Here is a 12,976-nt window from a genome sequence, read left to right as displayed (position 1 = left end):
CGGGAGGCTGGTCAGGCTGGTCAGGCGGGTAGTTGGGACTCGATTGCCTTTACTAGCTCGGGGGATTCTGGTTCGGTGCGGGGGCGGAAGCGGGCGGCTACGGTGCCTTCGGGGGTGATCAGGAACTTTTCGAAGTTCCACTGGATGTCGCCGGCCTCGCCGTCGGCGTCCGGGGTGAGGGTGAGCTCGGCGTACAGCGGGTGGCGGCCCTCGCCGTTGACCTCGAGCTTGTCGAGCATCGGGAACGTCACGCCGTACGTCGTGGAGCAGAAGGTCTCGATCTCCTCGGCGGTGCCCGGCTCCTGGCCGCCGAACTGGTTGCACGGTGCGCCCAGCACGGTGAAGCCGCGGGACGCGTACTTCTTCTGCAGGTTCTCCAAGCCCTCGTACTGCGGCGTCAGACCACACTTCGACGCCACGTTCACGACCAGGACGGCCTTGCCCTTGTACTCGCCGAGCGAGGTCGCGGCACCGGACAGGGTGGTCAACGGGATGTCGTACAGGCTCATGCTTGTCCTTGGAAGGTTGGGAGGTGTTGGGCGAGAAAGCTTTCGGTACGCCGCCACGCCAGCGCGGACGCCTCTGGGTGGTGGAACATCGGCAGTGGGTTGTCGAACGCGTGCCCCGCGCCGTCGTACCGGTGTATCTCGACATCCCCGAGTGCGGGCACAACCGTGTCGACGTCCAGGTACGCGTCGGCGTTGCCGAAGTGGTGCAGGCTGGTCGCGGTCACCTTCGGCGCGAGCTCGAGCAGACCGGGCAACGCGGAGCCGTAGTAGCTCACCAGAACGTCCGGCGACGTCACAGCGGCCACGTTGAAGCCGAGCCCGCCACCGAAGCAGAAGCCGACCACCCCGGTGCCCTTGCGCCGCGCCTTCAGTTGCTCCAGTACGGCGACCGCGTCCATCACAGCCTGGTCCCAGTCGAGCCGCCCAACGATGCCCATCGCACGCGGCAGCAGGTCCGGCGAGGACTCGTCCAGGTCGGTGTCGTCCAGGCGCCAGTAGATCTCCGGCGCGGCAACGTAGTACCCGAGCGCGTGCAGATCCGCCGCGCGTTGCTTGATGTAGTCGGAGACCCCGAAGATCTCCTGCAGGAGCAGGATTCCGGGTGCCTCGGAATCAGCGGATCCCCACTCGTGGACTGGTATCTCCGATGTCACACCGTGAAGCGTACGACCTCGCGCGTAACCGGCTCGGGTGCGGGGGCGGGGGCGGGCACCCATGCCTTGGTCTCGGCGATGGCGTCGAGGAGGAGGTGGTACAGCCGGTCGTCCGGATCCGGTACGCAGGCCTGCGAGATCCCCTCGACCGCGCAGGAGACCGCGCGAGGCGCCGTACGGCGGGCGAAGTCCGGGGTCGCGCGACGCGAGCGGGCGGTGAAGGACCGCGCCCACTTGGTCGCCGACGGGACCGCCTCCAGCACCGCGAGCGACTCCGGCTGGATGTCGTCGGGCGCCCGGCCGTCGATCAGGGCGAGCTGTTTCTCCCCTACCAGCAGGGCGACGGCCAGGATGTACTGGCGCTCCTGCGAGACGACGGGCAGCGCGTGCTGGATGCAGCGCGCGGTGACCCGCGGTACGACGTGCGGGTCGTCCGGGGTCAGGCCGATCACCGACGGGATCAACGGAGCCAGCCGGGACCGGCCGGAATCCGTCGTGCAGTCGTTCACGTCACGCGCGACGCCGGCCAGCAGCGGATGCGTGCAGGACGGGTGGTCCGACCACGGCTCACCGGCCAGGTAGGACGCGAACTCCATGAAGCAGGCGCCTTTGCGCGGACTGCGGTGTTTCCCCCGGCTCAGGACCGGCACGGACAGATCAAGATTGTTCATGGAACAACTCCAGAAACGCGGACCTTGAACTCCAGCATGCGCCCATTCGCGCCGCATTGCCACGGTTGACTGCTTTGTGAGCGGTCGCACAGGCGTGGGAGCTTTGGCGGTTCTGTTACCGACGGGTAGCATCGGGAGCAGCTTTCCCGACCCCAGAGGAGGGCCCTCGTGCCCCGTGAGATCCGCGATGTCGTGTTCGTCGACGGCGTTCGCACCCCGTTCGGCAAGGCCAAGGGCCAGTACGCCGAGACGCGCGCCGACGACCTGGTGATCAAATGCATCCGGGAGCTGCTGCGGCGGAACCCGGGTCTGCCGCCGGAACGGGTGGACGAGGTCGCGATCGCGGCCACCACCCAGATCGGCGACCAGGGCCTGACCATCGGCCGGACCGCCGCGCTGCTGGCCGGCCTGCCGAACACCACGCCCGGCTACGCGATCGACCGGATGTGCGCCGGCGCGATGACCGCCGTCACCACCACCGCCGCCGGGATCGCGTTCGGCGCGTACGACGTGGTTGTGGCCGGCGGCGTCGAGCACATGGGCCGGCACCCGATGGGCGAGGGTGTCGACCCGAACCCGCGGATCATCTCCGAGAAGCTGGTCGACACGTCGGCCCTGGTGATGGGGTCGACCGCGGAGAACCTGCACGACCGGTTCCCCTCGATCACCAAGGAGCGCGCTGACGCGTTCGCGGTCGCCTCTCAGGAGCGCGCCGCGAAGGCCTACGCGAACGACCTGATCCAGCCCGACCTGGTGCCGATCGCCACGCGGTCGGCCGAGCTGGGCTGGGGCTACGCCACCACCGACGAACCGATGCGACCGGGCACCACGATGGAGGACCTGGCCAAGCTGAAAACCCCGTTCCGTCCGCACGGCCGGGTCACGGCAGGCAACTCGGCGGGTATCAACGACGGCGCGACCGCCGCGCTGATCACGTCGGCCGAAGCCGCCGAGGAGCTCGGCCTGAAGCCGAAGATGAAGCTGGTGTCCTACGGTTTCGTCGGCGTCGAGCCCGAGGTGATGGGTTTCGGGCCGGTGCCCGCGACCGAGAAGGCGCTGAAGCTGGCCGGCCTGACCATCGACGACATCCAGGCCTTCGAGGTCAACGAGGCGTTCGCGGTCCAGGTGCTGGCGTTCCTGGAGCACTACGGCATCGCCGACGACGACCCGCGGGTCAACCCGTACGGCGGCGCGATCGCCTTCGGCCACCCGCTGGCGTCGTCCGGGGTCCGGCTGATGAACCAGCTGGCCAAGCAGTTCGAGCAGCGCCCCGAGGTCCGCTACGGCCTCACCACCATGTGCGTCGGCCTCGGCATGGGCGGCACGGTCATCTGGGAGAACCCGAACTGGGAAGGTGCAGCCGCATGAGTCTGCAGGATCTGATCGACTCGGCCTCGGCGCTGTCGACGGACGAGGTTGTCACGCTCGCCCACGCGCGGGACGTCGTACTGCCGAACAAGGCCGGCACGATGGCACTCATCACGCTGGACAACGGGCACGACCACACCAAGCCGAACACCTTCGGTCCCAAGGGCCTGGGTTCGCTGAACGAAGCCGTCGACGCGGCACTCGCCCGCGACGAGATCGTCGCGATCGGTGTCACCGGCAAGCCGTTCATCCTGGCCGCGGGCGCCGACCTGACCGGCGTACCGAAGCTGACCGACCGGGAGCAGGCGCTGGCGCTCGGCAAGATCGGGCACGGCGTGATGCGGAAGCTGGTCGACGGCGGCAAGCCGTCGTTCGCGTTCGTGAACGGTGTCGCGCTCGGCGGCGGGCTCGAGGTCACGCTGCACGCCACCTACCGGACCGTGTCGGTGGCCGCGGGCATGCTGTCGACGCCGGAGGTCTTCCTCGGGCTGATCCCGGGCTGGGGCGGCACCTTCCTGCTGCCGAACCTGATCGGCGCGGACAACGCGGTGAAGGTCGTCGTCGAGAACGCCCTCAACCAGAACAAGATGCTCAGCGGGCCGGAGGCGGTGAAGCTCGGCATCGGCGACGTACTGCTGGAGTCGGCGGACTTCCTCGAGCAGTCGCTGATCTGGGCGTCGAAGGTCCTCACCGGTGAGATCACGGTCCAGCGGGCGGAGATCGACCGCGGCGACGCGTGGGACGCGGCTGTTGCCCGGGGCAAGAGTTTCGCCGACGTCAAGGTGAGCGGCGCGGCGCCGGCGCCGTACCGTGCGCTGGACCTGATCGCGGCGGCTCGCGACAACGACCGGGACCGTGGGTTCGCGGCCGAGGACGAGGCGCTCGCCGACCTGATCATGAGCGAGGAGCTGCGCAGCGGCCTCTACGCCTTCGACCTGGTGAACAAGCGGGCCAAGCGCCCGGCCGGCGCGCCGGACAAGTCGCTCGCGCGGCCGGTCTCGAAGGTCGGTGTCGTCGGCGCGGGTCTGATGGCGGGTCAGCTGGCGCTGCTGTTCGCGCGGCGGCTCGAGGTTCCCGTCGTACTGACGGACCTCGACCAGGAGCGCGTGGACCGCGGCGTCGGGTATGTGCACGGTGAGATCGACAAGCTGCTCGCGAAGGGCCGTCTGCGCCAGGACAAGGCAAACCAACTGAAGGCACTGGTCACCGGGTCGGTCGACCGCTCGGTGTTCGCGGACGCCGACTTCGTGATCGAGGCCGTGTTCGAGGAGCTGCAGCTGAAGAAGACGATCTTCGCCGACCTGGAGAAGATCGTCCGGCCGGACGCGATCCTGGCCACCAACACGTCGTCGTTGTCGGTGACCGAGATGGCCGCGGACCTGGAGCACCCGGAGCGGGTCGTCGGGTTCCACTTCTTCAACCCGGTCGCGGTGCTGCCGCTGCTGGAGATCATTCGTGCGGACCGGACCGACGACGCGTCGCTCGCGACGGCGTTCGCGGTCGGCAAGACGCTGAAGAAGTCCTGCGTGCTCGTCAAGGACGCGCCGGCGTTCGTGGTCAACCGGCTGCTGACCCGGTTCCTCGGTGAGGTCAGCGCGGCGGTGGACGAAGGTACGCCGATCCTCGAGGCGGACAAGGCGCTGTCGGCGCTCGGGTTGCCGATGCCGCCGTTCGTCCTGCTGCAGCTCGTCGGGCTGCCGGTCGCGTTGCACGTCGCGGAGACGATGAACCGGGCGTACCCGGACCGGTTCGCGGTGTCGGAGAACCTGGCGAAGGTCGTCGCCGCGGGCAAGAGCTCGTTCTACATCTGGCCGGAGGGCAAGCCGGTCGTGGACCCGGAGGTCGAGGCGCTGGTGACGGTCGGCGACAAGCCGTCCACCGCCGACGAGCTGCGCACCCGGGTGCTGACCGCCCTCGCCGAGGAGATCAAGATCATGCTCGACGAGGGCGTGGTCGCGGAGGCGCAGGACATCGACCTGTGCCTGCTCCTGGGCGCCGGCTGGCCGTTCCACCTCGGCGGCATCACGCCGTACCTGGACCGCTCCGGGATCGCGGAGAAGGTCAACGGGAGCCGCTTCTTGCCGAAGGGTGTGGCGAGTCTCGCCTGACAGACCGCTGGGGGGCGGTACGGAGCCGGAAGCCCGCTCCGTCCCCCAGCACCTTCAGCCCTTGAACTTCTTGGCTCCGGCAACGACCTGTGCCGCGGTCAGGCCGGTGTCCTTGGTCAGGACCGTTTCGCCGTGCTGCGAGAGGTCGGCGTACAGGGTGGCGAGCTTCTTCTCGCCCAGCTTGTCGGCCAGGTACTCGACGATCCACCAGCTGGTTCCGTAGGCCCGGCCGGCGTCATCGGCGAAGACCTTCTCGCTGGGCAGCGCCGTCAGCTTCGACAGGTACGCCGTTCGGACGCGCTTGCGGTACGGGTCGACGGTCCAGTGCGGATCGTCCTCGATCGAGCGGCAGCGGACGTACTCGGCGAGACCTTCGACGGCCCAGATCGGCGCGTCGACGCCCAGCGTCGACGTCGCCACGTGGGTCATCTCGTGGACGAGGAGGTCCTTGTCGAGCTTCTTGCGGAGTGCGGGGTTCACGACGATCCGGCTGCCGATCGGGCGCCCGATCGGCTTCCCCAGCTGCTCCCCCTCGAACAACGTCACGGCCTTCGCCGCGATCGTCCAGCCGTCGCCGCTTCCGGCCGTCCAGAGCGTCGACATCACCCCCGGCAGCGGCATCGCCACGACCAGCACCGCCCCGTTCCACGGGCGCTTCCAGTGCTTGCGGACCGAGGTCACGGCATTGCCCGCTGCCTTCGCGATCTTCGTGCCGAGGCTCGCCTCGCGCTTGTCGACGACCACGACGACATTGCCCCGCCGGACCAGCTGGACCTCGTCGAAGTCCCACGGCTGGCGATGGCCGGCCTCGGTCAGCAGCTCGTCGATCGCGGTGTCGTCGACGAGCACCCAGGCGCCGGCCCGCGGCACGAAGGTGTACCCGAGGTCGGTCTGCACGGGCCGCGGATCCAGCCCGGCAATCTGGTACCGCATCATCACCCGCGTCGAGAACGCCCCCGCCCCGAACTTGTCGACCAGGGCCGGCACCGCATCGAACCCGTCGGCGGTGAAGTACCGCAGCGTGCTGAACCCGAACTTCCGCAGGTTCGTGAACAGCGTCCGCTGCCGCGCGACGAGCTCGGTCTGCTTCGGGTCGACCGGCGCCAGGAACGCCTTCAGATCGCCCGTGAGCACGGCAGCTGATCGTCGGGCCAGGACCACGTCCAGCGCCGTCTTGCGGGCGGCCTTCTGCGAAGCGGTGAGCTGTCCAGGCGTCGTACTGGGCGTTGCCCGCGCGGCGAGCACGCCGGCGCCGGACGCAGTGTCACCGTGCCAGGGCCTGACAGCGACAACCGCGCCGGACGCGACCAGCGCCAGCGCGGCAACGCCTGCGAACAGGCGTTTCGGGTGGTTCATTGGTGTCCCCCTCGGACGGTCGGCTGATCCTAACCGCAGCCGACCGTCCCCGGGGACGGGATCAGGCCTTCTGGGCCTCGCCGGTGCGCTCCTCCAGCCCGACGCGGCTGCGCCGGTAGCCGTACACGGCGTAGAGGACGAAGCCGAGCACCATCCAGATCGCAAACCGCAGCCAGGTCTCCAGCGACAGGTTCAGCATCAGGTACAGGCAGATCAGCGCCGCCAGGATCGGGATCACCGGGTTGCCCGGCACCCGGAACGAGCGCTGGATGTCGGGACGGCTCCGGCGCAGTAGCGGTACCGCGATCGAGACCAGGGTGAACGCGGCCAGCGTGCCGATGTTCACCATCTCCTCGAGCTTGCCGATCGGGGTCACCCCGGCCACGATCGCGACGACCACGCCGATGCCGATCGTCAGGCGGTACGGCGTACCCCACTTCGGGTGCGTCTTGCCGAGCTGCCGCGGCATCAGGTGGTCGCGGCTCATCGCGAACACGACGCGCGCGGCGCCGATCATCAGGGTCAGTACGACGGTGGTCAGACCGGCGACCGCACCCGCGGAGATCAGCGTCGCGAATCCGCCGCGGCCGACGGACCGGAACGCTTCCGCGAGCGCGGCCTCACCGCTGATGTCGGAGTACTTCACCATGCCGGTGATGACGATGCAGACCAGCACGTAGAGCACGGTGCAGATGGCCAGCGAGCCGATGATTCCGCGCGGCAGGTCGCGCTGCGGGTTCTTCGCTTCCTCGGCCGTGGTCGCGACCACGTCGAACCCGATGAACGCGAAGAACACCAGCGACGCGCCCGATACCAGGCCCATCACGCCGAACGTCGACGGCGTGAACCCGAACAGTGCCTGGAACAACGGCGTGGTGATGGTGACGCCCGCGTCCGGAGTCTCGACACTCGGCGGGATGAACGGCGTCAGGTTCGAGCCCTTGATGTAGAACAGGCCGGCGACGATCACGAACAGCACCACGAACAGCTTGATCGCGACCAGCACCAGGTTGACCCGCAGGGACTCCTTGATGCCGATCGTCGCGAGGGTCGCGAGCACCAGGACGAGCAGGATCGCCAGCACGTTGACGTGGCTGTCCGGTCCGATCGACGACGGCCAGCCCAACCCGATCTGGTCGAGGAACAAGGCGGCGTACGTCGACCAGCCCTGGGCCACGACGCTTGCCCCGAGCATCAACTCCAGCAGCAGGTCCCAGCCGATGATCCAGGCGAAGATCTCACCGAGCGCGAAGTACGAGAACGTGTACGCCGAACCCGACACCGGCACGGTGGACGAGAACTCGGCGTAGCACAGCGCGGCCAGCGCGCAGCAGACGGCGGCCAGCACGAAGGACAGTGCGATCCCGGGACCGGCGTACAGCTTGGCGGCGCGGCCGGTGAGGGTGAAGATGCCGGCGCCGATGATGACGCCGATGCCGAAGACGGTCAGGTCGATCGCGGTGAGGCGTTTCTTCAGCTGGTACTCCGGCTCGTCGGTGTCGGCGATCGACTGCTCGATCGTCTTCTTCCGCACAAGACTCATCTGCGCCTCCTCAAGGTGGACGGAACCCCTTCGAGGTTGCTCCTCTGACAGCGCGAGGTCAAACCGCCACTCAGCGTTGTGGCCGGTATGTTGTCAGTGACGTCCAGAGGGTCGCTTCGGTGAGCCCGGTGCGACCCAGGAGGATGCGATCGCGGGACGCCTGATCGGTGCCGTTGCGCGCCATGTCCTCGTACAGCTCCTCGACCTTGCCGAGTCCGATCCGCTGCACGAGAAAGCGCACCGCCAGCCAGCTGACGCCGTACACGTCGGCCGAGTTCTGGTAGAAGCCCGCGTCGCTGGGCAGCGCGCTCAGCTGCGGTACGGCGTCGTCGATGACCTCCTGCTCCCACTTGCCGACCTCGCCCGGTCCGCTGACGGCTTCGATCCCGCGCCAGGACACGTACTCCGCGGCGCCTTCGGCCAGCCACAACGGTTCGTACCCGCCGAGGTCCGCGGTCGCGACGTGGGTGATCTCGTGCGACAGCAGGATCTCGTCGACACGGTCGCGCTCGTTCGGGTTGATCACGACGTACCCGCCGGCGACCGTACCGTCGGCGGTGTCCTGACCGGGCAGCGAGGAGAACGTCGTACCGGTGCTCGCCGCGGACTCGATGTCCTCGTCGGCGAACCTGGCGTCGCGGACCTCGGTCTCGTCGAGCGCGATCACGAACACCGAGCCGGTCCAGTGCAACGGCCAGTACGTCGCGACCTCGTGCAGCCCCTCGGCCGCTTCGGTGGCGATCGCCCGGCCGCGGGTCGTGTCGCCCTTCTCCACGACGACGAGGACCCGTGGACCGCGCTGCACCTCGATCCGGCCGAGGTCCCAGGCCTCGCGGTGCGCGCCCGGCCCGAGGTCGTTGTCCAGTTCGTCGTCGGCGGTGAGCAGCCAGTGGCCGCCGCGGGCGACGAACGTGTAGCCGAGCTCGGTCGTCACCGGCGTGAAGTCGACCTTCGGGATCTGGTACCGCATCAGGACCCGGACCAGGTACGTCGTAGTGCCGTGGGCCTTGAGGACGGCCGGGTTGAAGCGCTCCTCGGCCTGGCTGTAGCCGAGTTCGGTGAAGCCGATCTCGACCAGGTTCGCGAACAGGATCTTCTGCGCGGCGCGGAGCTTCTTGTTCGCCGGATCGACGTCGGCCAGGAACAGCGCCTCGTTGCCGGTCTGCACCGCCTGGGCGCGGCGGATCAGGATGGTGTCGATCGCGACCCGCCGGGCGGCGACCGTGGCGGCGATCCGGGACGGCTTGGTCGCCTTCGGCGGCGCCGGTGTCGCGGTCTGCGTGGCGGCGGCCCGCTCGTGGGCGTCCTGCTCACGTTGTTCAACGGTGTAGACGACGCCGCCCGACACCAGGGCAACCGCCAGCACCAGGCCGATCCAGCGGCGGGGCCCAGCAGGCAGCCCCTCATTGGGCGTCGTCGCACTCACTTCGGGTCGTTCTCCTCCGAGTACCCGATCGTTGCAGCCGGGCTACCCTACTCGACGCTCGCCGCTTTACGCTGCGGCCGCGGCCTGGAGGGCGCGGAAAAGTCCCGCCTCCGTCATCCCGACATGCTCGAGCATGATCCGGTCGCGTTCCTTCTGCGTCGAGCCGAGCGTGGCCAGCTCCCGGTACAGCGTGCCGACCTCGACCCCGCCGAACCGCGTGAACAGGTAGTCGAGCGCGAGCCAGGACAACGGGTACGAGCTGTCGGCCTGGTCGAAGAACGTGTCGTCGGCGGGCAGGCTCTTCGCCTTCGCCAGGTACTTCGTCCGCACGTCCAGCCGGTACTCCTTGATCGCCAGGTTCTTCTGCCCGTCCATCGGCAGGAACTCGACGTACGTCGCGGCACCTTCGACCAGCCAGCGTGGGCCGTACGGACCGTACGGCGCGGTCGCGACGTGGGTGAACTCGTGGGCCAGCGTGCGGGCGTCGACCTTGTTCCGGTTGTGGGGATTGATGACGACGTACGAATCGGCCCGCTGTCCCTCGCCGGTGACCTCGCCGGGCAGTGTCCGGTACACCCAGGTCGCCATCGCGAGCGCGTCCTCGGCGTTCTTCGGCTGCGTGTAGTCGGCGCCGCGGACCACCTTGTCGTCGAGCGCGATCACCACCCCCGAGCCGTTCCAGCCGCCGGGCCAGCGCTTCGAGACCGCCTGCACGGCGCTGAGCGACATCTTGACCAGCTTGTCCGCGAGGGCGTCCTGACCCTTGTCGACGACCACGAGAACGCGTGCAGCGCGCTGCACGAGGACCGGCTCCATGTCCCACGCTTCCTGATGCGAGCCGCGCGGCAGGCGCTTGTCCAGGTCGGAGTCGGAGACCAGCATCCAGGTGCCGTTGGGCCGCCGCGTGAAGGTGTAGCCGAGCATCGCGCGGACCGGAACCAGGTCGATGCCGCGGATCTGGTAGGTCATCGCGACGGCCACGAGGTACGTCGACGGGCCGTACTTCTGGGCGATCGTGTCGTCGTACTGCTGGGCCAGTTGCTGGTAGGTGAGCTTCGCGAAACCGAACTGCCGCAGGTTCGTGAACAAGGTGCGCTGGCTCGCGACGAGCCGCTTGTTGCCGGGATCGACGTCAGCGAGAAACGCCTGCTCGTTGCCGGTGAGGACTGCTTCCGAGCGGCGCCGCAGCACCTGGTCGACGGCCGCCGATCGCGCGGCCTGGTCGACCGTCGGCGTGCTGGTGGTGGCGCCGGCAGCGCGACCGTCGGTCTGGCTGGAGCGATGCAGGGCGAGACCGCCGGCCACCGCGACCGTCACCAGGGCGATCGACAGCAGGACCGGCCAGACGCGCGATCGCCGGCGCGTGGCCGCGTGGCGGCTGTGTCGCCCTGCCTCGGCCACGGTCCCCTGCTACGTACCCGGGCGGTCGCCGGCGGTGTCCGGCTCGCTCAGAGCTTCTGCCTGCCGCGTGAGCTGCTCGGTGATCTCCCGCGCCACCTCTTGGCCGGTGAGCCCGATCGCCTGCAGTACGACGGCGCGCTTGGCGTGCTCGAGGAACTCCTGCGGTACGCCGAAGTCGCGGAACGGGGTCGCGACGCCGGCATCGCGCAGCGCCTGGGCGATCATCGTGCCGCAGCCGCCGGCGCGGCCGTTGTCCTCGATCGTGGCGACCAGCTCGAACTCCTTGGCCAGCTCGACCAGCTGCGGGTTCACCGGCTTCACCCACCGCGGGTCGACCACGGTGACACCGAAACCGTGCGCCTGCAGGCGCTGCGCGACCTCCATCGCGGTCGCCGCCATCGCGCCGATACCGACCAGCAGCACGTCCTTGCCGGATCGATGGAGTACGTCGATCTCCCCGACGTGGTCGATCGCCTCGATGTCCGGGAACACCTCACCCTTCGCGTAGCGCAACACCGTCGGGGCGTCGTCGACCTCGATGGCCTCGTTCAGGAGCTCCTGGACCCGCTTGCCGTCCCGCGGAGCGGCGAGGCGCAGCTCCGGGACGAGGTTGGCCAGCGACATGTCGTAGATGCCGTTGTGAGTCGGGCCGTCATCACCAGTGACACCCGCACGGTCGAGGACGAAGGTCACACCGCACTTGTGCAGTGCGACGTCCAGCAGCAGCTGGTCGAAGGCACGGTTGAGGAACGTCGAGTAGAGACCGACGACCGGGTGCAGGCCGCCCAGCGCGAGGCCGGCGGCGCTGGTCACCGCGTGCTGCTCGGCGATACCGACGTCGAAGATCCGGTCCGGGAACTCCTCCGCGAACGGCGCGAGCCCCGTCGGGTGCAGCATCGCCGCGGTGATCGCCACCACGTCCGGCCGCCGGTGGCCGATCTTGATCAGCTCGTCGGAGAACACGTCCGTCCAGCCGCGCGGCTTGTTCACCGGGCGGATCTGGTGCAGGTTGTCCTCCTCGTCCTGCTCGGCGGCGGCGTACCCGAAGCCCTTCTTGGTCACCGCGTGCACGATCACCGGGCCGCCGAACGCCTTCGCGTTGCGGAGCGCGTCCTCGAGCGCCTGCCGGTCGTGACCGTCGACAGGACCGACGTACTTGAGGCCGAGGTCCTCGAACATGCCCTGCGGGGCGAGCATGTCCTTCAGGCCCTTCTTGACGCCGTGCAGCACCTCGTACATCGGCGGGCCGACGTACGGCGTCCGCCCGAGGTTCTTCTTGATCAGGTCGAGAACCTTCTCGTACCGCGGGTTGGTCCGCAGGCTGGTGAGGTGGGTCGCGAGACCGCCGACGGTCGGGCTGTACGACCGGCCGTTGTCGTTCACGATGATGACGAGATTGAGGTCCTTGGCGGCGGCGATGTTGTTCAGCGCCTCCCAGGCCATGCCGCCGGTCAGCGCGCCGTCGCCGATCACCGCGACCACGTGCCGGTCCTCGCCGCGCACCCGGTACGCCTTGGCCAGGCCGTCGGCGTACGACAAGGCGGTCGAGGCGTGGCAGTTCTCGATCACGTCGTGCTCGGACTCGGCCCGGCTCGGGTATCCGGACAGGCCGCCCTGCTGACGGAGCGTGCCGAAGTCCCGCGCCCGGCCGGTGACGAGCTTGTGCACGTACGCCTGGTGGCCGATGTCGAACAGGAGCCGGTCCCGCGGGGAGTCGAACACCCGGTGCATCGCCAGGGTGACCTCGACCATGCCGAGGTTCGGACCGAGGTGGCCTCCGGTGCGGGTCACGGTCTCGACCAGCACGTCCCGGATCTCGGTCGCCAGATCGGTCAGCTGTTCATCGGTCAGCTTCTTGAGGTCCGCCGGACCCTCCACCGTCTCCAGCACGCGCATCGAGCTCCTCCTGCGGGTCGTCCTCGAATGCTTGAGTCTATATCT

At 68.8% G+C, this 12,976-nt stretch carries 10 protein-coding genes; 2 read left to right on the top strand and 8 right to left on the bottom strand.

Going from position 1 to position 12,976, the window contains the following annotated elements:
• Nucleotides 1–20: 20 nt before the first annotated feature.
• Genes EV651_RS27735 through EV651_RS27725 form a run of 3 tightly spaced genes read right to left on the bottom strand, consistent with a single transcriptional unit; the run spans nt 21 to nt 1,833 of the window.
• Complete coding sequence (locus tag EV651_RS27735) at nt 21–509, bottom strand: glutathione peroxidase (RefSeq protein ID WP_133788201.1); 489 nt, start codon at nt 507–509, stop codon at nt 21–23.
• Entirely contained in the window at nt 506–1,162 is a 657-nt protein-coding gene (locus tag EV651_RS27730; RefSeq protein WP_238157233.1) for a dienelactone hydrolase family protein, read from the bottom strand. The genes EV651_RS27735 and EV651_RS27730 overlap by 4 nt, the downstream gene beginning before the upstream one ends.
• On the bottom strand, nt 1,159–1,833 hold the full coding sequence (locus EV651_RS27725; protein WP_133788199.1) for a hypothetical protein: 675 nt from the start codon (nt 1,831–1,833) through the stop codon (nt 1,159–1,161). Before EV651_RS27725 ends, EV651_RS27730 begins: the two co-directional genes overlap by 4 nt.
• 168 nt (nt 1,834–2,001) lie before the next feature.
• On the opposite strand from EV651_RS27725, the gene EV651_RS27720 reads away from it, so the two are divergent.
• Entirely contained in the window at nt 2,002–3,201 is a 1,200-nt protein-coding gene (locus EV651_RS27720) for an acetyl-CoA C-acyltransferase (protein ID WP_133788198.1), read from the top strand.
• Nucleotides 3,198–5,309 (top strand): 3-hydroxyacyl-CoA dehydrogenase NAD-binding domain-containing protein, encoded by a 2,112-nt coding sequence (locus tag EV651_RS27715; protein ID WP_133788197.1) that lies wholly within the window; start codon nt 3,198–3,200, stop codon nt 5,307–5,309. The genes EV651_RS27720 and EV651_RS27715 overlap by 4 nt, the downstream gene beginning before the upstream one ends.
• Before the next feature lie 54 nt (nt 5,310–5,363).
• Here the strand turns inward: EV651_RS27715 and EV651_RS27710 are convergent, their stop codons facing one another.
• The 5 genes from EV651_RS27710 to dxs form a co-directional block, all read right to left on the bottom strand.
• Nucleotides 5,364–6,665 (bottom strand): hypothetical protein, encoded by a 1,302-nt coding sequence (locus tag EV651_RS27710; RefSeq protein WP_133788196.1) that lies wholly within the window; start codon nt 6,663–6,665, stop codon nt 5,364–5,366.
• Nucleotides 6,666–6,726: 61 nt separating this feature from the next.
• A complete protein-coding gene (locus EV651_RS27705) occupies nt 6,727–8,208 on the bottom strand; it encodes an amino acid permease (RefSeq protein ID WP_133788195.1) in 1,482 nt (493 codons plus the stop codon).
• Between the two features lie 70 nt (nt 8,209–8,278).
• The gene (locus tag EV651_RS27700; RefSeq protein ID WP_238157232.1) at nt 8,279–9,634 is read right to left on the bottom strand and encodes a hypothetical protein; all 1,356 of its coding nucleotides are present in this window, start codon (nt 9,632–9,634) and stop codon (nt 8,279–8,281) included.
• A gap of 66 nt (nt 9,635–9,700) precedes the next feature.
• Nucleotides 9,701–11,035 carry a hypothetical protein gene (locus tag EV651_RS27695; RefSeq protein WP_133788194.1) on the bottom strand — a complete coding sequence of 445 codons (1,335 nt, stop codon included), beginning with the start codon at nt 11,033–11,035 and terminating at the stop codon, nt 9,701–9,703.
• Between the two features lie 9 nt (nt 11,036–11,044).
• Nucleotides 11,045–12,931, bottom strand: a complete 1,887-nt coding sequence (gene dxs / locus EV651_RS27690; RefSeq protein WP_133788193.1) for a 1-deoxy-D-xylulose-5-phosphate synthase — start codon at nt 12,929–12,931, stop codon at nt 11,045–11,047.
• Nucleotides 12,932–12,976 lie beyond the last annotated feature (45 nt).

This window comes from Kribbella sp. VKM Ac-2571, assembly GCF_004362255.1.
Classification (GTDB): domain Bacteria; phylum Actinomycetota; class Actinomycetes; order Propionibacteriales; family Kribbellaceae; genus Kribbella; species Kribbella pratensis.
The sequence above is the reverse complement of the archived record's forward strand: the minus strand, read 5'-3'. Positions and strand labels throughout refer to the sequence as shown.

Excerpts from the sequence above, each read along its gene's own strand:
- EV651_RS27710 (WP_133788196.1), bottom strand. The coding sequence starts at position 6,665 with ATGAACCACCCGAAACGCCTGTTCGCAGGCGTTGCCGCGCTGGCGCTG.
- EV651_RS27735 (WP_133788201.1), bottom strand. The coding sequence starts at position 509 with ATGAGCCTGTACGACATCCCGTTGACCACCCTGTCCGGTGCCGCGACC.
- EV651_RS27705 (WP_133788195.1), bottom strand. The coding sequence starts at position 8,208 with ATGAGTCTTGTGCGGAAGAAGACGATCGAGCAGTCGATCGCCGACACC.
- EV651_RS27725 (WP_133788199.1), bottom strand. The coding sequence starts at position 1,833 with ATGAACAATCTTGATCTGTCCGTGCCGGTCCTGAGCCGGGGGAAACAC.
- dxs (WP_133788193.1), bottom strand. The coding sequence starts at position 12,931 with ATGCGCGTGCTGGAGACGGTGGAGGGTCCGGCGGACCTCAAGAAGCTG.
- EV651_RS27715 (WP_133788197.1), top strand. The coding sequence starts at position 3,198 with ATGAGTCTGCAGGATCTGATCGACTCGGCCTCGGCGCTGTCGACGGAC.